Origin of the sequence: Spirosoma rhododendri (assembly GCF_012849055.1) — a bacterium.
GTDB classification, from domain to species: domain Bacteria; phylum Bacteroidota; class Bacteroidia; order Cytophagales; family Spirosomataceae; genus Spirosoma; species Spirosoma rhododendri.
In genome coordinates this window covers 1,781,435-1,805,256 of record NZ_CP051677.1, presented here as the reverse complement: position 1 = coordinate 1,805,256, position 23,822 = coordinate 1,781,435, and the positions used below count along the sequence as shown (strand labels likewise).

The following is a 23,822-nucleotide window of genomic DNA, read 5'->3' as shown; positions in this document are numbered from 1 at the left end:
GTCAACTTTATTTCATCGAAATGGCAGTGTTGCCAACAAATTTCATCAGGTTGGCAACCGCCGGTTCGGTCATTTTCATGAACGTAGTCGGGTAAATACCCATCCAGAACACCAGCACCACCAGCGGTACGAATACCCAGCTTTCCGACATCGTCAGGTCGGCGAATGATTCGGTACGGGCGTTGGTTGGGCCGAACATCGCTTTCTGGAACATCCGCAGCAGGTACACCGCCCCGAAGATAATCGTGAAGCCAGCCGCCAAACCGATGTAGTGATTGTAGGTGTAGACGCCGTGCAGCAGCAGGAATTCGCCGATGAACCCGTTGGTCAGCGGCAGGGCCACGCTACCCAGCATCATAATCATGAAGTAGACCGTCAGCTTAGGTGTCGTACGGGTGATGCCGCCGAGTTGATCGAGTTGGCGGGTGTCGGTGCGCGAGTAGATCACGTCGGCGACGAAGAACAGACCGACCACGTTGATACCGTGGGCCAGCATCTGAATCAGTGCGCCCTGCAAACCTGTTTCGGTCTGCGAAAAGACACCAGCCGCCATCAGCCCAACGTGCGAAAACGACGAGTAGGCAATGAGCCGCTTCATGTCGCGCTGCCGGATCGCGATAATCGATCCGTATACGATACCGATCACCGACAGGATCACGGCCGTTTGCCCCCAAGTTTCGATACCCAGCGGGGTAACAGGCAGCAGCAACCGGATCAGGCCGTAGATACCCATTTTCAGCATGATACCCGCCAGCAGCATCGTTGCGGGCGTTGGCGATTCAACGTAGGTATCAGGTTGCCAGGTGTGGAACGGGAACACCGGCATTTTAATCGCAAAGGCAATAAACAGACCCCAGAATACCCACCCCTGCGCCGACGCCGACAGGTTCAACTTGTAGAAATCGACAATTGCCGACGAATGCAGCGACGTGGCCGTTGCGGGAGTTTGGTAATACAGATACACCAGTGTCAGCAGCATAAACAGGCTGCCGAAAATGGTGTAGATAAAGAATTTGAACGTGACCGGAATCCGGTTGGCACCACCCCACATAGCCGCGAGGAAGTAAATCGGAATCAGGGCCGCTTCGAAAAAGAAGTAAAACAGGAAGCCGTCGCGGGCGGTGAATACCCCCATCAGGGCCGACTGCATGAACAGCATCAGCGCGTAGAACGTACCCGGCCGCTCGTAGTTGCGGTTAAACGTCGACAGTACGATCAGCGGTACCAGAATACCGGTCAGCAGGGTAAGCAGCAGGCTGATACCGTCGATACCCGCGCTGAGCCGGATGCCGAGCGACGGAATCCAGGGGTAGTCGAAGCCGAACTGCGAGGCCGGGGTGGGCAGAAACTTGTTGAAGATAAAGACGACGAGGGCGGTTTCGACCAGTGCCGCGCCAAACGCCAGCTGCCGGGACATACTACCGTTGGTGAACAGCAGCAGGCAGGCTGCGAGCGCGGGAAAAAGAATCAGAGCAAGCGTGAGCATAGATGCGTATGAAAGCAGACGAGCAGAAAAACCCTGCCGAATTCGTTAGAACCGAATGAAAAACCGCAGCGCGAAAATGAGCACGATACTCAGCACCATCGCAAACACATAGAAGCCAATCGAGCCGCTCTGCAACCGGCGTAGCTGCGCCGAACCCTGCTTAACGCCCCAGGCTACCCCGTTGACGACGCCATCGACGGCGAACTCACCGAAGCTGTAGAACGTATCGCCCATGCTCCGGATCGGCCGGACGATGATCGTTTCGTACAGTTCGTCGACGTAGTATTTGTTGTAGATAACCTGCTCCGGCAGCGACCGGTCGGCTTCGTTGGGCGCGGGTACGGCCTTTCGGCTGATGTACATGATGTAGGCCACGATCAGCGCCAGCAGGGCAACCCCGGCCGACACCGCCATCAGCACATACTCCGTGCTCGACTCACCCACCGATTCAGCGAAGGCTTCGGGATTCACCTGCCGCGACCCTTCGAAGATCGGCTCTAGGAAGTGACCCAGCCACCCACCACCCGGCAGGTTCAGCGCACCACCGATAGCCGACAAAATTGCCAGCACGATCAGCGGAATCGTCATCGTCGCGGGTGATTCGTGCAGGTGATGCTTCTGCTCCTCCGTGCCCCGGAATTCACCGAAGAACGTCAGGAACAGCAGCCGGAACATATAGAACGACGTCAGCGCGGAGCCCAGCACGCCCAGTGCCCAGAGCACTTTACTGTGCTCGAAGACGTGCGCCAGAATTTCATCTTTCGAGAAGAAACCCGCGAACGGCGGCAGACCCGCAATGGCCCACGTACCGATAGAGAAGGTGATAAACGTAATCGGCAGCGACTTGCGCAGGCCACCCATTTTGCGAATATCCTGTTCGTCGGACATGGCGTGAATCACGCTACCGGCACCGAGGAACAGTAGGGCTTTGAAGAACGCGTGGGTGATAACGTGGAACATGCCGGCGGTATAGGCCGTCGCGCTCAGACCCAAAAACATATAGCCAAGCTGCGACACTGTCGAGTAAGCCAGCACTTTCTTAATGTCGTTCTGCAACAGACCTATCGAAGCGGCCAGCAGGGCCGTGATGATCGCGATAACACCGATCAATTCGAGGGCTGCCGGTGCCAGCGTATACAGTACGTTCGACCGCACGACCATGTAGATTCCCGCCGTGACCATCGTAGCCGCGTGAATCAGGGCCGACACCGGCGTCGGACCGGCCATCGCGTCGGGGAGCCACGTATACAGCGGCACCTGCGCCGACTTACCCATCGCCCCGACGAACAGCAGCAGCGCAATAACCAGCACCGTACTATCGCCCATCGGCAGGCTCGTGGCTTGCTTGAACACGTCGACGTACTCGACCGTCCCGAAGGTATTGATGATCGTGAAAATACCGAGCAGGAAGCCGAGGTCACCGATGCGGTTCATCACAAAAGCTTTCCGGGCGGCATTGTTGTAGCTGACGTTCTTGTTCCAGAAGCCGATGAGCAGGTACGAGCACAGCCCCACGCCTTCCCAGCCAATAAACATGATGACGTAGTTAGACCCCATCACCAGCAATAGCATGAAGAAGATAAACAGGTTCAGGAACGCCATGAACTTGCCAAATCCTTCGTCGTGATGCATGTAGCCGATACTGTACAGGTGAATCAGCGTACCGACGCCCGTTACAACGAGCAGCATCAGCAGACTGAGCTGATCGATCTGAAACGAAAACGGGATGCGCAGGTCACCGACGCTGATCCAGTCAAACAAGTGAACGATCTGCGGACCGGCTTCGGGCGCAAAACCCGTAAACAGCGATACGACGATCAGAAACGAAGCCAGCACCGCCACCGTTGCGATACCGCCGACCAGTGCGGTCGGTACCCGCCGAAAGCCAACCCCGTTGATAACGAAGCCGATTAGCGGGAGAAGGGGAATAAGAGCACAGAGTAATCCTAACTGCATAAGGGCCTGAGCGAATAAGCAATATGACCAGCCGGGCGGCTGCTACCACTTCAATTTGTTAAGGAGTCCGACGTCGATCGAGCGCGTGTTGCGGTAAATCATCACAATAATAGCCAGCCCGACGGATACTTCCGCAGCCGCTACAGCCATGATAAAAAAGACGAATACCTGACCAGCCGAATCAGACCGGTACGACGAAAAGGCAATCAGCAGCAGGTTAACCGCGTTCAGCATCAACTCAATCGACATGAAGATGATGATGGCGTTGCGCCGGGTCAGCACCCCGATCACACCGATGATAAACAGTACCGTGCTTAGAATGAGGTAATACGTGAGGGGAATTTGCTGAATGACTTCCGGTATGAGAACGTCCTGCGAGGGTTGCATGGTTTGCCGGTTAATAGAAGGTGCCGCAAAGGTAATTATTATTCAATTAGTCGGGTAAAAGGCCGCTACTTGCCCTGACTGAGTGTTCGCAGCCTGATTTCGGTCAGTCGGCGCTTGGTATCGAGCGGAAAATCACCTTTCTGCACCCAGTCGAAGAACGACGGCTCTTTCTTGAACACCTCCAGCACCGGCACGCCCTTGTTCTTCCCGAAGTTGACAACCTCTTCGCCCTTGTCGTTCAGCACGATACGCCCGGCCAGATCCACGTTTTTGTTGGCCGTCAGCTGGTGCAGCATATCAACGTCGTTGTTGAAAATCAGGTCGGCCCCGCTGTCGGCTTTCGCCACCATCCCCACGTACCGCTGCACCTGCGCGTCGAGCACTTCGAGCGTCGCCAGCGTGTCGGCTTCGGCTCCGTGTGCCCCGATAAGTTCTTTGTTGCAGTAAAATTTGTAGGCTGCCGACAGGTTGCGCGGCTCCATCAGATGGAAAATGCGCTGCGCATCGATCAGCCGCCGGTTGCGTACGTCGAAGCTAACGTCGGCCCGCAGAAACTCCTCGACGAGCAGCGGCACATCGAACCGATTGCTGTTGAACCCGGCCAGATCACAACCTTCCATAAACTGCGCCAGCCCTTTGGCAACGGCTTTAAAAGGGGGGCAGTCAGCTACATCGGGGTCGTATAGCCCATGAATCAGGCTCGACTCGATCGGGATAGGCATACCGGGGTTGATGCGCTGCGATTTCGTAATGACCTCCCCGCCGGGCATAGCCTTCACGATACAGATGTCGATAATCCGATCTTTTGCGGTGTTGATGCCCGTTGTTTCGAGATCAAAGAAAGCCAGTGGCTTACGAAGTACAAGTTGATGCGTCATAACTACGCCGGTTAGTTAGCCGGTTAGTACACAAAGGTAAAAAACCTTTCTATTTCAGACAGGCTATATCCGCCGTAAATAGAAAGAGGAGACAGCCGGGCTATCTCCTCTTTTTTACCAAACTATCCGATTGACTAAGCCATAGGAACAGTGCCTGCTGCTGAGTTCATCGTTAGCAACTCCTGCCGGAAACCGCGCACCTGCTGAATGAACTCGCTGGCTTTGCGTCGCGATACCTCTACCCGATCACCGTTTATCAAACTGACGCTCAGCTGCGACTTGCCGGTGCTGAAGCGATCGGGATGAATGTCGTTGAGGTACATCAGGTTGATGATGTTTTTCTTGTGTAGCCGGACAAACACGTTAGCCGGTAAACGGCTCTGCATTTTTTTCAGCGTCAGCGACACCATCAACTGGCTACCGTCGGCAAAATGAAACAAGGTGTAATTGCCTTCCCCTTCAAGCCGCACGATGCGGTGGGCGGGCATTTTCCGACGAAACCGCCAGAACGGCAGTGTGAGGTCGGGAATGGCAAACTGTTGAGCGATCTGCTCAACACTGGCACCGCTCAGCGGGCGCAGTTCGGGGCTTTTGGCCTTCTTCATAAAACAATCAGTATGATGTGGATTAGTCGCTGAGCCGTAGTGGTATTAACCACCGCCGGGTATCAGCGTGAACAAGTTTAGGCAAATCTTCCGTACCGTACAATAGAAATACACGCAAAGGACGTAAAAATGCATACGTCTGTATGAATAGGTAGATACCAGGCTGTTCTGCCGGGGTCTACGGGGTCTGTTCCGAACTTAATCGGGTTGTTCTTCCTTTCTTTGACAGATTCCTGAATACTTATTTTTTCGCATGGCTACCCTGCTTGAACTCGTCGGCAACACGCCGATGGTTGAATTGTCTCGACTCAATCCTCATCCATCCATCCGAATTTTGGCCAAGCTGGAAGGCAACAATCCCGGTGGCAGCGTCAAAGATCGGGCGGCTGCCAGCATGATTCAGGGGGCGCTGGACCGGGGCGAAATAAAACCCGGTATTAAACTGGTAGAAGCGACGAGCGGCAACACAGGTATTGCACTGGCCATGATTGCCCGGTTATACGACGTACCCATTGAGCTGGTTATGCCCGCCAACTCAACCCGTGAACGGGTGCTGACGATGGAAGCCTTCGGCGCGACCGTTATCCTGACTGAGACGATCGAAGCAGCCCGCGATTACGCCGAAGCGCAGGTAGCGAAGGGCGGGTATCTGCTGCTGAATCAGTTTGCCAACCCCGACAATTACATGGCGCACTACCGTACGACGGGCCCTGAAATCTGGCGCGACACCAACGGGACGGTTACGCACTTCGTTTCGTCGATGGGTACGACGGGTACAATCATGGGGACGTCGCGCTATCTGAAAGAGCAGAACCCAGATGTGCAGATTGTGGGTTGCCAACCTACCGACGGCTCATCGATTCCGGGTATTCGCAAATGGCCGGTCGAATACCTGCCTAAAATTTTCGAGCCAACCCGTGTCGACCGGGTTATCGAGGTATCAGAGGAGCAGGCAGTAGCTACAACGCGTCAGCTGGCCAGCGTAGAGGGCGTTTTCGCCGGGATGAGCAGTGGTGGTTCTACCTGGGCAGCGCTACAGTTAGCCAATGAACTTGCGGCCGAAGGCGTTACCGATGCGCTGATCGTCTGCATCATCTGCGACCGGGGCGACCGCTATCTTTCGTCGGACCTGTTCGGGTAAGTCGACTGGCGACGTACTTTTGCGGGTATGTACAAACGGCTTATTCTCCCGCTGCTGTTTCGGTTCGACGCTGAAACGATTCACCACTTTGCTACGACTACCCTGAAGCTGGTACTGGCCGTGCCGGGCATGTCGGCACTGTGCCGACGAGTTTATACGGTCGATGATCCGCGACTGGCCCGGACGGTGTTTGGCCTGACGTTTCCGAACCCGGTGGGCCTGGCGGCTGGCTTCGACAAAAACGCCGAACTGGTCAGCGAACTGAGTGATCTGGGGTTTGGCTTCATGGAGATCGGTACGGTAACCCCCCGCCCCCAACCGGGTAACCCGCGCCCGCGCCTGTTCCGGCTCAAAGCCGATCAGGGACTTATCAACCGCATGGGGTTCAATAACAAAGGAGCCGGTCCGGCGGCTGGTCGACTACGTCATTTCGCCCAAAACAAAGGTAATCGGCGGGTAATCATCGGTGGTAACATCGGCAAAAACAAAGACACCGCTAACGACCGGGCTATTGCCGATTACCTGGCCTGCTTCCGTGATTTGTTTGATGCCGTCGATTATTTCGCGGTTAACGTCAGCTCACCCAACACGCCTGGGCTGCGTGATTTGCAGGAGCGCGGTCCGCTGACCCAGTTGCTGTCGGCCCTGCAAACCGAAAACAAAACCCGGCCCGTTGCCAAGCCAATTCTCCTCAAAATCGCCCCCGACCTGACCGACGGGCAGTTAGACGACATTATCACGATTGTAGCCGAAACAGGCATTGCCGGCGTCATTGCGACAAACACAACCATCAGCCGCGCCGACCTGGCTACTCCCGCGCCCGCCGTCGAGCAGATGGGGCCGGGCGGAGTCAGCGGTAAACCCGTCAAGAATCGATCGACGGAAGTTATTCGCTACCTGCATCAGCAGTCAGGCGGTGCGTTTCCGATTATTGGCGTGGGCGGGATAAACTCGGCCGACGATGCCCGTGAGAAACTCGAAGCCGGGGCCAGCCTGGTGCAGTTGTATACCGGGTTTATCTACGAAGGCCCCGCCGTTGCCAAACGCATCAACCGGGGGTTACTCAGAAAATCTCCGGCCCTGACAGCGACAGTCTAAGCCGAACCTTGTGGGCCTCTCCCTGACCGTATAAGCGAACAATCGCATCGGCGGCCTTTCTTTTCGTTGCTCCCACGTTTTCATACCGGATTTTGGTAAATTTTGGAAAATTTACCACTGCCGCCTACAGCCTTATCTCAACTTATGGCACAGCCAACAACGTCACGACCTGTAAATCCAAGACCTTCCCCCACCAACGGTACCGCCCGCCAGTCGCGTCCGACCCGGCCCGCCAGCCCCCGGCCGGCGTTCAATATCGGCGCGTCGATCAGCCGGCGGCTCAACGATCCACGGTCAATTTTGCTGACGGGTGTTCTGCTGATGCTGGTAGCCGTGGGCCTGCTTATCGCCTTTGTCTCGTATCTGACTACTGGCCCCGCCGACCAAAGCGTCGTTGGGTCGGCCCTGTCGGAACCACTGGCCGAATCGGGTGCTGAGACCCGTAACTGGGCCGGTCTGATGGGTGCGTATATAGCCCACGTGTTTGTGTTTCGCTGGTTTGGCGTTGGGGCACTGGCGCTGCCAATTGTGCTGCTGCTGGCGGGGCTAAAGCTGGCTACCGGTGCCGAACCGTTTCCCCTGCGCCGGGCCACAATCGGTTTGCTATTCACCGCGCTATGGAGCAGTCTGGTTATCGGTTATTTTGTACTGGTGACGAACTCTGCCGAAACAGCCAGCGTCTGGAGCGGGGGCATTGGCTACGAATTCAACTCGGCACTGTACAGTCTGTTTGGCTGGGGAAGTCTGGCGTTTATCGGGTTCGGCTTGTTTCTGTTTCTGGTGTACTTCATCGACATCCGAACGATTCAATTACCCAGCTTTTCAACCGATTTTTTCTCCCGTCGATCCAGCGCAGCGAGCGATACCGACGCGGATAGCGATACGGGCACCGAAACAACCGACCAACCCGTGGCTGCTACCAAACCTTTCTACGCACAGCCAGAACCATTTATCGACGAAGAGGACGACGACGATGAGCCGGTGGCAACTCCCGCTCCCGCTTCTGACCCGGTAGTTGTTCAGCCGGTTCAGACCACGGAGAGCCTGCCGACGACGGGGGTTCCGCTGACGGTGAAAAGCCATGTCGAACCCGTTACGCCCACCGAACCGACGGAGTTGAGCGCCACTCCGGCACCGACGTACGAGCCCGACCCGTTTGAGGAAGACGACCTCGTTGCGCAGCATGGCCTGTACGATTCAACGCTGGATTTACCCCAGTATCAGTACCCAACCAACGAGCTGCTGACCGAGTACCAGAACAACCCGCGGGCGCAGGTATCGGCGGATGAGTTGACGGCGAACAAAGAACGGATTGAGAACACGCTGCGCAACTTCGGCATTCGCATCGATTCGATTCAGGCATCCATCGGACCAACCGTCACGCTGTACGAAATTGTGCCGGCCGAAGGAGTTCGTATCTCCAAAATCAAGAGCCTGGAAGACGATATCGCGCTGAATCTGGCCGCGCTGGGCATTCGGATCATTGCGCCAATGCCAGGCATGGGTACGATCGGTATTGAGGTGCCCAACAAAAACCGGGAGATGGTATCGATGCGCTCGGTCATTACCAGCGACATTTTCAGTAGCAGTAAGTTCGAGTTGCCGGTTGTGCTGGGCAAGACGATCTCCAACGAAATCTACGTGGCTGACCTTGCCAAGATGCCTCACCTGCTCATGGCCGGAGCAACGGGGCAGGGTAAGTCGGTGGGGTTGAACGTGTTGCTGACATCGCTTATCTACAAAAAGCACCCCTCGCAGCTAAAACTGGTACTGGTCGATCCGAAAAAGGTAGAACTAACCCTGTTCAATAAGCTGGAGCGACACTTCCTGGCCAAACTGCCCGACTCCGACGAGCCGATCATCACCGACACGAAGAAGGTCGTCAACACGCTAAACTCGCTTTGTATCGAGATGGACAACCGGTACAACCTGCTGAAAGAAGCGGGCTGCCGCAATCTGAAAGAATACAACGTCAAGTTTACGCGCCGGAAGCTGAACCCCGAAAAAGGGCACCGCTACCTGCCGTACATTGTGTTGATTATCGACGAGCTGGCCGACCTGATGATGACGGCGGGTAAAGAAGTCGAGCAGCCTATTGCCCGGTTGGCTCAGCTGGCGCGCGCTATCGGTATTCACCTCGTCGTGGCTACGCAGCGGCCGTCGGTCAACGTTATTACGGGTCTGATCAAAGCCAACTTCCCGGCGCGGCTGTCGTTCAAAGTAACCTCCAAGATCGACTCCCGCACCATTCTCGATACGGGCGGGGCCGAACAGCTGGTGGGCATGGGCGACATGCTGTTATCGTCAAACTCCGACATTATCCGCCTGCAATGCCCATTCGTAGACACCGACGAGATCGAAGGCCTTTGCGAATTTGTGGGCAATCAGCGTGGCTATGACGATGCCTACGCGTTGCCGGAGTTCGTTGGTGACGACGGTGGACAAGGCGAAGAGAAAGATGTCGACCTCGACAACCGCGACCCGATGTTCGACGAAGCCGCCCGACTGATTGTCATTCACCAGCAGGGTAGTACATCGCTGATTCAGCGCAAGCTCAAGCTGGGTTACAACCGCGCCGGACGCCTGATCGATCAACTGGAAGCCGCCCGAATCGTTGGGCCGTTTGAGGGCAGCAAAGCCCGCGACGTACTGGTTCTGGATCTGCAAGCGCTCGAGGAAATGCTCAAGCGCCTGAAAGGTGAGTAGTAAGCGTACATCAATTAAACAGTGAACGGCTTTTTACGTCTAACACATGAGTACAGGATTCCAGCTTCCTGACGGGGCTGGAATTTTTGTTTTACCCCGTTTTTCAATCAACTCAACCATGATCCGATCAATCATTAGCTTTTTCAGCCTAATAATATTGCTCAACAACCCGGCGTCTGCTCAGAAAGACCCAAAGGCGCAGGCCATTCTCGACGCCATGAGCCAGAAGTATAAAGCGCTGAAATCATATCAGGCTGCGTTCACCTATGCCAGCAGCGGGGCCAGCGCGAAAGGCGACATTACGGTCAGTGGCAACAAATTCAGGCTGAAACTGGACGGGCAGGATGTATTCACTGACGGCAAGACGATGTATTCCTATTCGAAAGAAGCGAAAGAAATAAACGTGCAGGACTATGAGAGTGGTTCGGCCGGCGAACTGAATCCGGCCCAGATTTACAACGTCTACCAGAAGGGGTATACGTACCGCTACGTGAGCGAACAGAAGCAGGGCGGCCGTACACTCGATGTAATCGAACTAAAGCCCACGACGGCCAAGAACACGATTTCTGCCGTACGTCTGTCGGTCAACAAAGCCGACAAACTGATTCAGAACTGGACGATTACAGACAAAAGCGGCAAACGCACGACGTATACGATCACGAAGTTTACGCCCAACGTCCCCGCCCCCGACGCCCTCTTCACCTTCGACAAGTCGAAATATCCCGGCGTAGAAGTAGTGGACCTGCGGTGAGTTTAATGTTCAAGGTTTTACGCACCGGAGGAACCTTGAACCTTAAACATTAAACGTTAAACTTTTTGACCAAACGCCAGATCGCCGGCGTCGCCGAGGCCGGGAACGATGTAGAAGTGGTCGTTGAGGTGGTCGTCGATCGCACCCAGCCACAGGCGGCACTGAGGTAGTTGTCGTTGTACATGCCGGACACCTTCAGAGCTGGCCAATACAGCGGCAATGTGCGTTTGGGCCGGTATACCGTAGCGTAGCAGCGCGTGGTATACCTTCTCCAGCGATCTACCAGTCGCCAGCATCGGATCGCACAGAATCAGTGTCTTACCGCTCAGGTCGGGCGCCACGATGTAATCCATTGCGATCTCGAAATTCTCTTCATCGCCAGCACTATACCCCGATATGCACCGGCAAAAGCATTTTCTGCACCGTCGAAGTAATTAGCGAAGCCCTGATGAAATGGCAAACCCGCTCGCAGAATCGTTGCCAGCACCGGCTGTTGCCGCAACAGCTCCGTCGACGCCGTACCAAGGGGCGTTTTTACGTCGACGGTATGGTGTGGCATCTCTTTTGATATTTCGTAAGCCATCAGTTCACCCAGCCGCTCCAGATTCCGCCGAAACCGTAGCCGATCTTTTTGAAGCGTAACGTCGCGGAGTTCAGCAACGAATTGATTAGCCAGCGAGGGTTGCTGTGCAAAAACAAACATAGTAGGCGTATCTGATTCGGTGTAAATTAGCCCCCAGTTGGCGTATATCCAAACCAATCATTTAATTTGACACCTTCCACAGTACCCTTTTCAACCCATTGACAACTCCAATTGGTTTACAAGGTTAACGACTGTTTATGCGTACATCTCTCTACCTGTTTGGGCTCGTTCTTCTTTCACTGCCGACCTTCGCGCAAAGCCCCTTCGTACCGCTCAACGCTGATTACTACCACCTTATCGATCGGTACGAAATCCGGCAGGGGCACTGGGCGGAAGGTTTCCACTCGACCACGAAGCCATACAACCGGCAGAGCGTGGTGCAGCTAACCGATAGCCTGCTGGCCCACCCCGCTGCCGACTTCTCGGATACCGACTATTTCAACCTCAACTACCTGCGCGACGATAGCTGGGAATGGGTGAAAGACCCAATTAGCGACTCAGCTCGCCGGGCAGTGGCCACTCGTCGGCTACAAGCTCCCCCGCCCCCGGCGACAGTCGGCGACCGCTGTTCGGCGTGTTTTACAAGAAAAAAGCTGATTTCTATAACCTGCAATCACCCGATTTCGATCTGCACGTCAGCCCGGTAGTCAATTTCGGTATTGGTGTCGATAACGTTGCCGGGTTGCCCGACAATGCAGCTACGCTCACACAACAAACATTCATCAACACCCGGGGACTGGAGATCCGTGGCAGCATCGCTAAAAAGATCGGGTTCTACTCCTACTTTGCTGATAACCAGGCTATCTACCCGTATTACATCAACGATCAGTCGCGACTATACCAACGAAGTGGACAAGGGGGATACGCACCAGGAGAAAGCTTTACGAAAAGCTTCGGCACACGTGGCACTGATTTTCTAACAGCCAGAGGCTATTTCACTTTCAACATTGCCAAAATCATCAACCTACAGTTTGGGCACGACCGTAACTTCATTGGTAACGGTTTCCGGTCGTTACTACTCTCCGACAACGCCCCTCCTTACTTATTCCTGAAGCTAACTACAAGGCTCGGTAAAAATATTCAGTACACTAACCTGTTTACTGAACTTCAAAACACCCAGGACCTTCCAAGCGGTAACGTATTGAACCCGAGTAAATATGCGGCAATGCACCACTTGAGCATCAATATATCGCCCAAGTTCAATCTGGGCGTGTTTGAAGCGGAGGTGTTCAGTCGCGACCGTTTAGAGCTTAATTACCTGAATCCTGTAATCTTTTACCGCTTTGTCGAGTCATATCGGGGTAGCACTGACAACGCTATGATCGGGCTTGATTTCAAGGCCAACCTGGCAACGCATTTCCTGTTCTACACGCAGTTCATGCTGGATGAGTTCATATTGAAGGACATCATTGCAGGTAATGGTAGCTACACAAATAAGTTCGCCTTTCAACTTGGCGGTAAGTACATTGATGTGCTGAACGTACCCAATCTGGACCTACAGGTTGAGATGAATCTGGCACGCCCGTACACCTATTCGCACAAAGCAATACCTGACCAGGGCGTTGCAGCCAGTCAGGCCAATTACGTACACTACAGCCAGCCAATGGCCCATCCGCTGGGGGCAAACTTTGCAGAGGGGATTGGCATCGTACGCTATCAGAACAAGCGCCTGTCAGGCACTGGTACGTTCAGCGTGATGATGTATGGCACTGATCCACCAAGTCGAAACTACGGCGGTAACATCTTGCTTGACTACGAGACTGCCTTTCGAAAATATGATAACTTCATTGGACAGGGCCGTAAAACCATCGCTACCTATGCCGACCTGCGGGCGTCGTATATGATCAAACACAACGTCTTTCTGGAAGGTCGGCTGCTGTATCGTTTTCAGGATAGCCAGTACCGCCCCAACAGCTACACTGACCGTACCGCCAGCATCGCCCTGCGCTGGAACGTGCCGTATCGCAGCCTGATGTTCTAGCCATTTTACAAACGCATAAAAGTCCGCCGTTGTGCCACGAACGGTAATCCGGCAACTTTGTGCCCACATTTCAGAATCCAACAATGCTTGATCTTATTCGTAGCGAACTGACCGAAGCGCAGACCGTACTGGACGCTTTCTTAGCCGACCCAGCCAATCTGACCGCTATCGATCGGGCAGCTCAGCTTATGGCCAACGCCATCGGCAGCGGTCATAAAATCATCTCCTGCGGCAACGGCGGCTCCCACTGCGACGCGATGCACTTCGCTGAAGAGCTGTCGGGCCGCTACCGCGACAATCGCCGGGCCCTGGCCGCTATTGCCATCTCCGATGTCAGTCACCTTTCCTGCGTCAGTAACGATTTCGGTTACGATCACGTCTTCTCGCGCTTTATCGAGGGGCTGGGCAACGAAGGCGACGTGTTACTGGGCCTCAGCACGAGCGGCAATTCTGCTAACATAATCCGGGCCGTAGAAGCCGCCCGGCAGCGGGGTATGCAGATAGTTCTGTTGACTGGTAAAGACGGCGGCAAGCTGGCAGGTCAGGCCGATGTCGAGATCCGGGTGCCGCACTTTGGCTATGCCGACCGCATTCAGGAAATTCACATAAAAGTGATTCACCTGTTTATTCTGCTCATCGAAAAGCGCTTGAATCTGGCCTAGTATAAAATCGGATTAAATTTCTCTTGCTACCCGAAATGTATCCAATCAGTTACATTCTTGGTATAATAAAAATTCTACTCCCTGTTAAACTATTGCATTCCTGCTAGTGTCTATACAAATATTTCTTGGCTATAGTCAATATAATCACCGAATAAGCCTTAATTCGACATTGAAACGGGGCTTATTTGGCGAAATGAATTTTTTCCGATTTAAATAGCCATTTCCCTACTTTTGGCAGATTATTTGATTTATCCATTTGGAAATGAGAAAATAATCACTTTATTTTGATTCCTGCCTGTCAGTAATTTCAAAAACATAAACCCGACGCACACTATCGAAACACGGCTCTACGTTACTTAATAGTCTTACTGAAAATGGAAAAAGCCCAGGTAAACGACAGTGAGTTGATTTCCCTGTATATCCGTGGTAACGAAAAGGCCTTCGCTAAGCTTGTGCAACGGCACAAATCGAAGATTTACACAACTATTTATCTGATTGTCAAAGATCAGTACGTAGCTGAAGACTTAATGCAGGATACGTTCATCAAGGCCGTAGACACCATCAAGTCGGGTAAATACAACGAAGAAGGCAAGTTTCTCCCCTGGATTATTCGGATCGCCCACAACTTGGCTATTGACTATTTCCGCAAAGATAAACGCTACCCCAGTGTAGTGTTTGAAGACGGGAGCAGCGTGTTCAATACGCTTGAGTTTGCAGAAGACTCGGTTGAGTCGATGCAGATACGGCAGGAGACACACGAGCATCTGCGCGAGCTGATTCAGCGATTGCCAGAGCAGCAGCGGCAGGTTCTAATTATGCGGCACTACGAGGAAATGAGTTTCCAGGAGATCGCCGATGCAACCGGAGTCAGCATTAACACGGCATTGGGACGTATGCGTTACGCGTTGATCAATTTGCGTAAACAATTAAGCAAACGTTCGCCGAGTTATGATAAAAACATTTACCCAAGATGATGTGATCCGGTATGTCTATGAGGAGACCTCGCCCGAGGAAAGCCTGCTCATAGAAGAAGCCCTAATGTCGGAGCCGGAACTGACAACGTTCTTCCTCGATGCGCTTGAATTGCGGTCGATGATGAACAAGATCGAACGGCAGCCTCGCCCCAGCGCGGTCGACAATATTCTTGCCTATTCTCGAAATCATCCGTTAAATCCACCGGCGCAACTACGTAACGCGTAGTGGTCTGGTGGATTTTTGGCTTTTACTCACCCGGGTGGCAACGTCCGGGTGCTTATTGTTATGCTTAAAAAAGAGCGGTTTCGCCGGTTTATCGAATATTTCACCGAACACTATCCCGAGCCCCAAACCGAACTGAATTTTTCTAATCCGTTTGAGTTGCTGACGGCTGTCATTTTATCAGCGCAGTGTACCGACAAGCGAATCAATCAGATTACACCAGCGCTGTTTGCCCGCTTTGCAGAGCCTGAATCGCTGGCGGCTGCGTCGGTTGATGAGGTGTTCTCGTACATCCGCAGCGTATCGTATCCCAACAACAAGGCGAAACACCTGGTCGGGATGGCGAAAGCTATCATGGAACGATTTGGAGGAGAAATTCCGACGACACTAGCCGACTTGCAGAGTCTGCCGGGAGTGGGTCGTAAGACGGCGCACGTAATTCTGTCGGTGGTTTATAACGAGCCGACAATGGCCGTCGATACGCACGTTTTTCGGGTATCGCACCGACTGGGTCTGGCCCCACTCACAGCCACGACGCCCCTGGCCGTTGAGAAGTCACTGATGGCGTATATTCCAAAGGTACACGTTCCCAAGGCGCACCACTGGCTGATTCTGCACGGCCGGTACATCTGTCTGGCCCGGTCGCCCAAATGCAGCATTTGCCCGCTGCTGGACTTCTGTAAATACCCTCAGTCTTGAACTGTGTGTCTTGAACCGCCGGGCGGCCCCGTGTGATTCGTTTGATTGCTTTGATTTCGCTGATTCAAAAAAAGTAATCATAGTCTATCAGAGCAATCAGATGAATCACACGGGGCCGCCCGGCGGTTCAAGACTGTCTGAACTTTAATTCACCTGATTAATTGATTTCACTGATTCATGAACAAGAAATCACAGTCCATCAGCGTAATCAGGTGAATCACAGTTTAGACAATATGAACCGTGATTCACCTGATTAATTGATTGGCCAGATTCAGAAAAGAAATCATAGCCCATCAGCGTAATCACAAAAATCACAGTTCAGGACAATCAATGGTTAGTATTGCTCGGTGGCAGAGAAGAAGAAATTGCTTTCGATCTCAGCGTTCTCATCAGAGTCCGAACCGTGAATAGCGTTGGCTTCCAGCGACTTTGCGTATAGTTTGCGAATCGTACCTTCTTCCGCCTGCGCAGGATTGGTAGCCCCAATCAGCTTGCGGAAATCGGCAACCGCATTCTCTTTCTCCAGAATCATTGGCACAATAGCACCCGACGACATATACGTACGGAGATCGTTGTAGAAAGGCCGCTCGCGGTGAACGGCGTAAAATTGGCCAGCCCGTTCGGGTGTCAGCTGGGTTTTCTTAATTGCGACGACGCGGAAGCCAGCTTCCTCGATCATGCGTATAATTGCACCGGTATGACCTCCCTCGACAGCGTCGGGCTTGATCATGGTGAACGTGCGATTCGTTGCCATTACTAGGTTTGATTATCCAAATTTAATTTGGGCGCAAAGGTAGAGAGATTCCGCAAGAAAGCAGCCGGTCGCCCAAACCCACTGGTATCCAAAATATTCGTACTTTTGACTTTCGATTAGGGCGCCAGCCCTTCTTTTATGCAGGACATTGACGCAATTGGCCGGTTGATCATCGAACCGCAAACCGTGCTGATTACTACCCACCAGAATCCCGATGCCGACGCTATGGGCTCGTCGTTGGCACTAGCCGGGTACCTACGAAAAAAAGGCCATCGGGTAACCGTCGTCACACCCACCGATTACCCGCAAAATCTGCACTGGATGGCAGGAAACGACACTGTAGTCGCCTTCGACGAAAAGCAACGAGTCGCTGTTTCGCAGCTGATGAGCGAAGCAACTGTCATTTTCTGTCTCGACTTTTCTGCTCTCGACCGTATTAAAGAGCTAGCTCCAATGGTGCGGCAGGCGCGGGCAACGAAAGTGCTCATCGACCACCATCTGGAACCGGAATCCTTTGCAGATCTGGCGCTCTGGAACCCAGCGGCAGCTGCTACGGCTGAACTGATCTTTCAGTTAATCAGCGATCTGGGCGATCAGATCCTGATCGACGTTGCGATCGCCGAGTGCATCTACGCCGGTCTGATGACGGATACTGGCTCGTTCCGCCATTCTAATACAACCGGGAATGTACACCGTATCGCGGGCGCGCTGATCGATATTGGTATTGACGTCAGCACGATTCACCGGCGAATTTTTGATAACGTATCTATTGATAAGTTTCGGCTGCTTGGGCATGTGTTGAACGAGAAGCTTAACGTGTTGCCAGAGTTCCGCTTTGCCTATATCACGCTGACAGAAGATGAACTGAAGGCGTACCGCTCGAAAACGGGCGATACGGAAGGCATGGTCAACTACGCACTGGCAGTCGAGGGAGTAGTTGCGGCCGCTATCCTGATTGATCGGGGTGAAGAAATCCGAATCTCATTCCGGTCGGTGGGTGATTTTTCGGTTCGCGATCTGGCGAACGCACATTTTAACGGGGGCGGACACCGGAACGCTGCCGGTGGTCGTTCCAAATTAACACTCGCTGAAACCGAACAGCGGATACTGGCTATCCTGCCCCAGTATCAGTCGCAGCTACTGGCTACCGTCTGACAAGTGCAGGGCTATTTATAAACCGTTCTTTTTGTAAAACCAGTAAACCAGTTATGTCATTTAAACACTTCGGGAAAGCCGCATTACTCGTCGCCGTGATGGCGTCATGTGGCAAAAACCGCGTTGAAGTCACTCAGAGTGGCTTGAAATACCAGATTCACGAACAGGCGGACGAAAAGAGCCGGAAAGGCAAAGTTGGCGACGTACTGACGCTGCACCTGACGCTGATGAACAGCAAAGATTCCGTGCTGCGCGACACGCACAAAGAAGGTGCGCCGTTTCAGATGCTGCTTCAGGTTCCTCCGTTCAAAGGCAGCTTTGAAGAAGGCCTGACCATGCTGGGTAAAGGCGACAGTGCCACATTTTACGTTAGCGCTGACTCGCTGTTCACGCGGAACATGCAGCCAATGCCTCCGGGTGTTACCAAGGGTAGTGACATCGGTATTGCGGTCAAGATCCTGAACGTGCAATCGGAAGACGAATACAAGAAAGCACAGGCGGCCGATTTCGATAAGCAGAAAGGTGTCGATGCGAAAGTTATCAGCGACTATCTGGCGAAGAACAACCTGACCGGCAAAGCACAAAAGACGGCCAATGGCGTGTATGTAGTAACGACACAGCCCGGCACTGGCGCGGCTCCGATGGCCGGCGACGATATTTCGGTCAACTACACGGGCAAGCTGATGAACGGCAAGGTGTTCGACAGCAACCTGACTAACCCACAGGCGGGCGGCAAGCCATTCCAGCTCAAAGTGGGCGTTGGCATGGTGATTCCCGGTTGGGAAGAAGGTATCATGAAGATGCACAAAGGCGAGAAAGCTACGCTGATTATCCCGTCGGGACTGGCATACGGACCACGCGGCAACCCAACGATTCCAGCTAATTCGGTACTGATTTTCGACATCGATCTGCTCGACGTTCAGAAAGGTAAGCCAGGTCAGATGGCACCTCCGCAGATGCCGCAGCAACAGCAGCCAGGTCAGTAATACATTGTATCTCCAACGTTTGACGTCTATAAAAGCAAAAGAGGACAGCCGGTTGGCTGTCCTCTTTTGCTTTGTCATCCCGGGCATCACCCGCGACGATCATCATTTATTCTGCGATAGCCACCGGTTCAACGGCTCGTTTGCGCAGGGCTTCAGTTGGGCGGAACCGGTCGCCGTATTGATCGGCCAGTCGGTCGCAGGTTTGAACGAACGTTTCGACGCCTACGAAGTCGATGAATGACAGCGCACCGCCGGTGTAAGCCGGGAAGCCCCAGCCCAGAATCGACCCCAGATCAGCGTCGAGTTTGGTACGGACAACGCCTTCCTCGAAGCAGCGAACCGCTTCGATGGCCTGTCGGTACAGCAGCCGCGTTTTTACTTCGTCGACCGATGGTTGTTGCTCAGCCAACGGGAACAGATCGTTCAAGCCAGACCAAAGCTGCTTTGGGCCGCTTTCGGGATAGTCGTAGAAACCAGCTTTGGCTTTCTTTCCCGCCCGCCCCTGTTCGACAAACTGTTTTGCTACCTGATAACTCGTATCATCGTCGCCGATGGCACCGTCCGCTACGCCCTGACTAGCGATTTTGTAAACCAGTTCGATGGACACTTCATCCGTTACTGCCAGCGGCCCGACGGGCATACCGGCGTCTTTTCCCGCATTTTCGATCAGCACAGGGTTGACGCCATCGCGCAGCAGTTCCATGCCTTCCGCCGAGTACGTACCGAAGCAACGCGACGTGTAAAACCCACGCGAATCGTTTACGACAATGGGCGTTTTGCGAATCTTTCGCACATAATCCATCGCCACAGCCAATGCATAATCCGACGTTTGCTTCCCGACGATGATTTCGACCAGCATCATCTTGTCGACGGGCGAGAAGAAGTGAATGCCGATAAAGTTCTCCGGCTTTGCTGATGCATTCGCCAACCCGCTGATCGGCAGTGTCGACGTATTGGACGCGAACACGCCCGTTTGGGCCAGCATGGGTTCAGCTTCCTGCGTCACCTGCGCTTTCAGTTCGCGGTTTTCGAAGACAGCTTCAATAATCAGGTCGCAGCCCTGCAAGTCAGCCGCGTTGGTTGTGGTGCTGATGCGATTGAGCGTTGCTTCCGCCATTGCTGCGTCGACTTTACCGCGCTCTACGCCTTTTTGCAACAGGTTCCGGGCGTAGTCTTTTCCGCGTTCGGCCGCTTCCGCCGATACGTCTTTCAACACGACCTCGATTCCCGCCTGCGCTGACACGTAAGCGATACCGGCACCCATCATACCCGCACCCAGCACACCCAGTTTCTTGACGTCCGTCTTCGGCTGATCCTTCGGCCGACTCGCGCCTTTATTGGCTTCGTTCATCCCCAGAAACATCGTCTGAATCAGGCTACGGGCAACTTTCGAGGTAGCGACTTTGACAAAGTGCCGCGCTTCGATCATCAAAGCGCGGTCGATATTGACCTGCAAGCCTTCGTAGACGCAGGCCATAATTTCGAGCGGTGCCGGGTAGTTGCCTTTGGTTTTGTCCATCAGCATCGCCGTACCCGCGCTGAACGTCTGCACCCCAACGGGCGTCTGCACGTTGCCCCCGGCACCTTAAAATTGTCCTTTGCGACGATTTTACCGGTCTTTTTGTCAATCTGATCCCACGGTTTCAGCGGGTTTGGGTTAGCGGCTATCCAGGCACGGGCCATCTCCATCATCGCGTCCGGGCTGTCGGCAACGGCATCGACCATACCGATCTGTAAGGCTTCGGCCACGCCGACTTTCCGCCCTTCCAGCATAAGCGGCAGAGCCGCCTGCGTACCCAGCATACGCGGGAGACGCTGCGTACCACCCCCGCCCGGCAACAGGCCAATCGTGACCTCGACCAGCCCGATCAGGGTCTTTGGCCGGGCGGACGTTCCGTTGTTGAGGGCAATGCGGTGATGACAGGCCAGGCAAACTTCGTAGCCACCACCCAGCGCAGTGCCGTTGATAGCCGCGACGGTCGGCTTACCCGACGTTTCGATACTGCGAAAAATTCGGTTCAACTCCGTCGACACGGCCAGCATCTCGGTCGGGTCTTTGTCGCTGTTGCGCAGAATCATCTTCAGGTCAGCCCCAGCTATAAACTCCGGCTTGTTGGACGTGACGATGATACCGGTCACGGCATCATCGGCGTAGGCTTGCTTCAGGGCGGCTTCGAACTGCGGAATTGACTCGTCGTTGAGAACGTTCATCGGCGACGACGTCATTTCCCAGGCGATGGTTGCCACGCCCTTATCAACTGTGTAGTGTATCATGATTATACCCGTTCAAAAATGGTAGCGATGCCCATTCCCCCGCCGATGCAAAGCGTGGATAGGCCAAACTGCTTGTCGGTGCGTTCGAGTTCGTCGATGAGCGTGGCTGAGATGATGGCACCGGTAGCCCCCAGCGGATGCCCCAGCGCAATCGACCCGCCGTTGATGTTGATAAGGCTATGGTCAACGCCCAGCTCGTCCATAAACACCATTGGTATGGCCGCAAATGCTTCGTTGACCTCAAACAGGTCAATGTCGCCGACGTCCATACCAGCTCGTTTCAGCGCCTTGCGCGTCGCCGGAACCGGGCCGGTCAGCATGATTGTCGGTTCGGAACCAACGATAGCGAAGGCTTTGATACGGGCGCGGGGTTTCAGGCCGGTTTTTTCGCCAAACGCCCGGCTCCCGATGAGTACGCCAGCCGCGCCGTCGACAATCTGCGATGAGTTTCCTGCGTGGTGAACGTGGTTGATGCGCGACTGATCAGGGTATTTGAGTAGTGCCAGTGCGTCGAGTCCCATCTGACCCATCGCTTCGAATGCCGGTTTTAGCTTGCTCAGGCTTTCCACCGTCGTACCGGGCCGTACCCCCTCGTCACGGTCGAGCAGCGTGATGCCCAGGTCGTCACGGTAGGGCACAAGCGTCCGACTAAACCGGTCGGCGGCCTGTGCCTCAACAGCCCGGCGGTACGACTCAGCCGCGTAGCTGTCGACGTCGTTCCGGCTGTAGCCATGCTTGGTGGCAATCAGGTCGGCGGAGATGCCCTGCGGCACGATGTTGTGCCGGGCCACGATTTCGGGGTTGGTGAACAAGGCCCCACCGTCGGCACCCATCGGCACCCGCGACATAGCCTCTACCCCACCCGCAACAATCGCATCGACCTGCCCCGACATGACGTAGGCCCCGGCCATGTTGATCGCTTCCAGCCCCGACGAACAGAAGCGATTGAGTTGCACCCCGGCCACCGTTTCGGCATACCCCGCTTCCAGTGCGGCCGTCCGGGCAATGTCGCCCCCCTGTTCGCCAATGGGCGTTACACAACCCATAATCACATCATCGACCAGCGCGGTATCGAGTTGGTTGCGGTCGCGCAGGTGGCGCAGGACATGAGTCAGCAGTTGAACCGGCTGAACGTCGTGGAGCGAACCATCGCTTTTTCCCCGGCCGCGCGGGGTACGAACGGCGTCATAAATGAATGCGTCTGCCATGCTGAATTACAAAAATCAGTATGCAAGCATACGGTTTTTCAATTCGACAAAAGTACAGGCAAACCTCGAAAGCTAAAATTAATTTGCGCTAAACAGGTATGAAATTGGTCAAAACAAAGAACGACCGGGCGGTAAAGCCCGGTCGTTCTTTGTTTTGGGGTTTAATGTTTGTTGTTCAAGGTTTAAAGTTGAAGGCCACTCGTAGTGGAGAGACAACCTTAAACATTAGACGTTGAACCTTAAACTCACTTATCCAATACCACCGTTTCACCGACAACGTAGGCACCAGCTTCAGTAGCTAAATTATAGACAGTCGATACGGTGCGGGTCGTTTTTTCGGTTTTGACGACGCGGTACGGAATCGCTTTGCCATTCTCCAGTCGGTATAGGACGTCAGCAGCGGTCAGGTCGCCCATTGGTTTCCGGCCCGACGCGGTCAGGACAGGGTGATTGACAGTGGCTTCGAGCAGCACAGGGGCCGTTGGTGTGATCGTGTTATCGGCCGACAGTTCGCTCAGGGGCGACAGCCATACGCCCGTCAGCGCAAATTGCCCGTCGTGTTTGTCGACGCGGGTTACGCGGGTTACGATCTGTGCATTCGTTTTTGCGTCATACGCCATGATCGGTTCGCCTACCTGTACGGCGTCGATTGATTTGGCCGAGCCGTTGGGCAGCAACACAGGCGCGTTGGCCGCGAAGCAGAAATTGTACTCTTCCTTCTTCTTGCCGCCGTCTTCGCTCTTGGCACCGCCACCACTCAGCAGCGACGCCATCTCGCGCGACAGCACGAACGTCAGCGTCGACATCAGGCCCGGCTCTTTTTCGCCCACGTATTTCAGATCGTCGATGTACAGATCCCACGCTTTGCGGTCGGCCGATTCGCCGGGGATAACGAACGACTTCGTTTCGTTGGTTTTGCCATTCTGGTAGATCGCCAGCAGGCCCAGCTCTTTCGTGTCGGAAGCAGCAAAAATCTTGTAGAGGTAGATTTTGCGCGTAATCCCGTCACTGTAGGTAAACACGTAAGCCGGGCGCTCTTCGTAGCGATCGAGAATATACCCGCCTGATTTGAAATAGGTGTCTTTATCCAGATTGGCAATTTTGATAGCCTTGACCGCTTTGGCCTGGTCAGCCGTCATACCAGCCGATGCGGTGGTTTGCGCCTGAACGCGCTGACTGAAAAACTGCGTCGTGATAGCGCAACCAAGAAAAAGAAGGATAGCGAGAACGTTGTATTTCATAAGGTTAGTGATGC

20 protein-coding genes and 2 pseudogenes are annotated in these 23,822 nt (G+C 54.1%); 12 read left to right on the top strand and 10 right to left on the bottom strand.

Annotation, left to right across the window (positions count from 1 at the left end; translation table 11 throughout):
* Positions 1-7: 7 nt before the first annotated feature.
* The 5 genes from HH216_RS07445 to HH216_RS07425 all read right to left on the bottom strand — a co-directional run bounded on the left by HH216_RS07445 (position 8) and on the right by HH216_RS07425 (position 5,312).
* A complete protein-coding gene (locus HH216_RS07445) occupies positions 8-1,486 on the bottom strand; it encodes a complex I subunit 4 family protein (protein ID WP_169550218.1) in 1,479 nt (492 codons plus the stop codon).
* A gap of 45 nt (positions 1,487-1,531) precedes the next feature.
* Positions 1,532-3,442: an NADH-quinone oxidoreductase subunit L gene (nuoL, locus tag HH216_RS07440; protein ID WP_169550217.1), complete on the bottom strand. Its 1,911-nt coding sequence runs from the start codon at positions 3,440-3,442 to the stop codon at positions 1,532-1,534.
* A 42-nt stretch (positions 3,443-3,484) separates the two neighbouring features.
* Positions 3,485-3,829, bottom strand: coding sequence for an NADH-quinone oxidoreductase subunit NuoK (nuoK, locus tag HH216_RS07435; protein ID WP_169550216.1), 345 nt, complete (start codon positions 3,827-3,829; stop codon positions 3,485-3,487).
* A gap of 65 nt (positions 3,830-3,894) precedes the next feature.
* Positions 3,895-4,707, bottom strand: a complete 813-nt coding sequence (locus HH216_RS07430; RefSeq protein ID WP_169550215.1) for a 3'-5' exonuclease — start codon at positions 4,705-4,707, stop codon at positions 3,895-3,897.
* A gap of 134 nt (positions 4,708-4,841) precedes the next feature.
* Complete coding sequence (locus HH216_RS07425) at positions 4,842-5,312, bottom strand: LytR/AlgR family response regulator transcription factor (protein WP_169550214.1); 471 nt, start codon at positions 5,310-5,312, stop codon at positions 4,842-4,844.
* Between the two features lie 253 nt (positions 5,313-5,565).
* Between HH216_RS07425 and cysM the strand changes: the two genes are divergently transcribed.
* The 4 genes from cysM (at position 5,566) to HH216_RS07405 (ending at position 11,008) form a co-directional block, all read left to right on the top strand.
* Positions 5,566-6,453 (top strand): cysteine synthase CysM, encoded by an 888-nt coding sequence (gene cysM, locus HH216_RS07420; protein WP_169550213.1) that lies wholly within the window; start codon positions 5,566-5,568, stop codon positions 6,451-6,453.
* A 27-nt stretch (positions 6,454-6,480) separates the two neighbouring features.
* The gene (locus HH216_RS07415; protein WP_169550212.1) at positions 6,481-7,551 is read left to right on the top strand and encodes a quinone-dependent dihydroorotate dehydrogenase; all 1,071 of its coding nucleotides are present in this window, start codon (positions 6,481-6,483) and stop codon (positions 7,549-7,551) included.
* A gap of 144 nt (positions 7,552-7,695) precedes the next feature.
* Positions 7,696-10,257 carry an FtsK/SpoIIIE family DNA translocase gene (locus HH216_RS07410; RefSeq protein WP_169550211.1) on the top strand — a complete coding sequence of 854 codons (2,562 nt, stop codon included), beginning with the start codon at positions 7,696-7,698 and terminating at the stop codon, positions 10,255-10,257.
* Positions 10,258-10,375: 118 nt separating this feature from the next.
* Positions 10,376-11,008, top strand: a complete 633-nt coding sequence (locus tag HH216_RS07405; RefSeq protein ID WP_169550210.1) for a LolA family protein — start codon at positions 10,376-10,378, stop codon at positions 11,006-11,008.
* Positions 11,009-11,064: 56 nt separating this feature from the next.
* Here the strand turns inward: HH216_RS07405 and upp are convergent.
* Positions 11,065-11,711 (bottom strand): annotated as a pseudogene (gene upp / locus HH216_RS07400) (uracil phosphoribosyltransferase).
* A gap of 137 nt (positions 11,712-11,848) precedes the next feature.
* Between upp and HH216_RS25745 the strand changes: the two are divergent.
* From HH216_RS25745 to nth, 6 genes are all read left to right on the top strand, one after another.
* On the top strand, positions 11,849-12,298 hold the full coding sequence (locus tag HH216_RS25745) for a hypothetical protein (protein WP_254448718.1): 450 nt from the start codon (positions 11,849-11,851) through the stop codon (positions 12,296-12,298).
* Positions 12,226-13,632, top strand: a complete 1,407-nt coding sequence (locus HH216_RS07395) for a hypothetical protein (protein ID WP_254448717.1) — start codon at positions 12,226-12,228, stop codon at positions 13,630-13,632. The genes HH216_RS25745 and HH216_RS07395 overlap by 73 nt, the downstream gene beginning before the upstream one ends.
* Before the next feature lie 83 nt (positions 13,633-13,715).
* The gene (gene lpcA, locus HH216_RS07390; protein ID WP_169550209.1) at positions 13,716-14,294 is read left to right on the top strand and encodes a D-sedoheptulose 7-phosphate isomerase; all 579 of its coding nucleotides are present in this window, start codon (positions 13,716-13,718) and stop codon (positions 14,292-14,294) included.
* Between the two features lie 374 nt (positions 14,295-14,668).
* A complete protein-coding gene (locus HH216_RS07385) occupies positions 14,669-15,268 on the top strand; it encodes an RNA polymerase sigma factor (RefSeq protein WP_169550208.1) in 600 nt (199 codons plus the stop codon).
* Complete coding sequence (locus HH216_RS07380) at positions 15,243-15,494, top strand: hypothetical protein (protein WP_169550207.1); 252 nt, start codon at positions 15,243-15,245, stop codon at positions 15,492-15,494. Before HH216_RS07385 ends, HH216_RS07380 begins: the two co-directional genes overlap by 26 nt.
* Before the next feature lie 60 nt (positions 15,495-15,554).
* On the top strand, positions 15,555-16,190 hold the full coding sequence (gene nth / locus HH216_RS07375; RefSeq protein ID WP_169550206.1) for an endonuclease III: 636 nt from the start codon (positions 15,555-15,557) through the stop codon (positions 16,188-16,190).
* A gap of 334 nt (positions 16,191-16,524) precedes the next feature.
* Here the strand turns inward: nth and HH216_RS07370 are convergent, their stop codons facing one another.
* Complete coding sequence (locus HH216_RS07370; protein ID WP_169550205.1) at positions 16,525-16,944, bottom strand: nucleoside-diphosphate kinase; 420 nt, start codon at positions 16,942-16,944, stop codon at positions 16,525-16,527.
* A 138-nt stretch (positions 16,945-17,082) separates the two neighbouring features.
* Here HH216_RS07370 and HH216_RS07365 point away from each other — a divergent pair, with 138 nt between their 5' ends.
* The gene (locus HH216_RS07365; protein WP_169550204.1) at positions 17,083-18,099 is read left to right on the top strand and encodes a DHH family phosphoesterase; all 1,017 of its coding nucleotides are present in this window, start codon (positions 17,083-17,085) and stop codon (positions 18,097-18,099) included.
* Between the two features lie 53 nt (positions 18,100-18,152).
* Positions 18,153-19,085 (top strand): FKBP-type peptidyl-prolyl cis-trans isomerase, encoded by a 933-nt coding sequence (locus HH216_RS07360; protein ID WP_169550203.1) that lies wholly within the window; start codon positions 18,153-18,155, stop codon positions 19,083-19,085.
* Between the two features lie 106 nt (positions 19,086-19,191).
* On the opposite strand, the pseudogene HH216_RS07355 reads toward HH216_RS07360, so the two are convergent.
* The 3 genes and pseudogenes from HH216_RS07355 to HH216_RS07345 form a co-directional block, all read right to left on the bottom strand.
* A pseudogene (locus tag HH216_RS07355) lies at positions 19,192-21,359 on the bottom strand (3-hydroxyacyl-CoA dehydrogenase NAD-binding domain-containing protein).
* Positions 21,360-21,361: 2 nt separating this feature from the next.
* On the bottom strand, positions 21,362-22,567 hold the full coding sequence (locus HH216_RS07350) for an acetyl-CoA C-acetyltransferase (protein ID WP_169550202.1): 1,206 nt from the start codon (positions 22,565-22,567) through the stop codon (positions 21,362-21,364).
* Positions 22,568-22,812: 245 nt separating this feature from the next.
* A complete protein-coding gene (locus HH216_RS07345; protein WP_169550201.1) occupies positions 22,813-23,808 on the bottom strand; it encodes a Hint domain-containing protein in 996 nt (331 codons plus the stop codon).
* Positions 23,809-23,822 lie beyond the last annotated feature (14 nt).

Excerpts from the sequence above, each read along its gene's own strand:
- HH216_RS07445 (WP_169550218.1), bottom strand. The coding sequence starts at position 1,486 with ATGCTCACGCTTGCTCTGATTCTTTTTCCCGCGCTCGCAGCCTGCCTG.
- nuoL (WP_169550217.1), bottom strand. The coding sequence starts at position 3,442 with ATGCAGTTAGGATTACTCTGTGCTCTTATTCCCCTTCTCCCGCTAATC.
- nuoK (WP_169550216.1), bottom strand. The coding sequence starts at position 3,829 with ATGCAACCCTCGCAGGACGTTCTCATACCGGAAGTCATTCAGCAAATT.
- HH216_RS07430 (WP_169550215.1), bottom strand. The coding sequence starts at position 4,707 with ATGACGCATCAACTTGTACTTCGTAAGCCACTGGCTTTCTTTGATCTC.
- HH216_RS07425 (WP_169550214.1), bottom strand. The coding sequence starts at position 5,312 with ATGAAGAAGGCCAAAAGCCCCGAACTGCGCCCGCTGAGCGGTGCCAGT.
- cysM (WP_169550213.1), top strand. The coding sequence starts at position 5,566 with ATGGCTACCCTGCTTGAACTCGTCGGCAACACGCCGATGGTTGAATTG.
- HH216_RS07415 (WP_169550212.1), top strand. The coding sequence starts at position 6,481 with ATGTACAAACGGCTTATTCTCCCGCTGCTGTTTCGGTTCGACGCTGAA.
- HH216_RS07410 (WP_169550211.1), top strand. The coding sequence starts at position 7,696 with ATGGCACAGCCAACAACGTCACGACCTGTAAATCCAAGACCTTCCCCC.
- HH216_RS07405 (WP_169550210.1), top strand. The coding sequence starts at position 10,376 with ATGATCCGATCAATCATTAGCTTTTTCAGCCTAATAATATTGCTCAAC.
- HH216_RS25745 (WP_254448718.1), top strand. The coding sequence starts at position 11,849 with ATGCGTACATCTCTCTACCTGTTTGGGCTCGTTCTTCTTTCACTGCCG.
- lpcA (WP_169550209.1), top strand. The coding sequence starts at position 13,716 with ATGCTTGATCTTATTCGTAGCGAACTGACCGAAGCGCAGACCGTACTG.
- HH216_RS07385 (WP_169550208.1), top strand. The coding sequence starts at position 14,669 with ATGGAAAAAGCCCAGGTAAACGACAGTGAGTTGATTTCCCTGTATATC.
- HH216_RS07380 (WP_169550207.1), top strand. The coding sequence starts at position 15,243 with ATGATAAAAACATTTACCCAAGATGATGTGATCCGGTATGTCTATGAG.
- nth (WP_169550206.1), top strand. The coding sequence starts at position 15,555 with ATGCTTAAAAAAGAGCGGTTTCGCCGGTTTATCGAATATTTCACCGAA.
- HH216_RS07370 (WP_169550205.1), bottom strand. The coding sequence starts at position 16,944 with ATGGCAACGAATCGCACGTTCACCATGATCAAGCCCGACGCTGTCGAG.
- HH216_RS07365 (WP_169550204.1), top strand. The coding sequence starts at position 17,083 with ATGCAGGACATTGACGCAATTGGCCGGTTGATCATCGAACCGCAAACC.
- HH216_RS07360 (WP_169550203.1), top strand. The coding sequence starts at position 18,153 with ATGTCATTTAAACACTTCGGGAAAGCCGCATTACTCGTCGCCGTGATG.
- HH216_RS07350 (WP_169550202.1), bottom strand. The coding sequence starts at position 22,567 with ATGGCAGACGCATTCATTTATGACGCCGTTCGTACCCCGCGCGGCCGG.
- HH216_RS07345 (WP_169550201.1), bottom strand. The coding sequence starts at position 23,808 with ATGAAATACAACGTTCTCGCTATCCTTCTTTTTCTTGGTTGCGCTATC.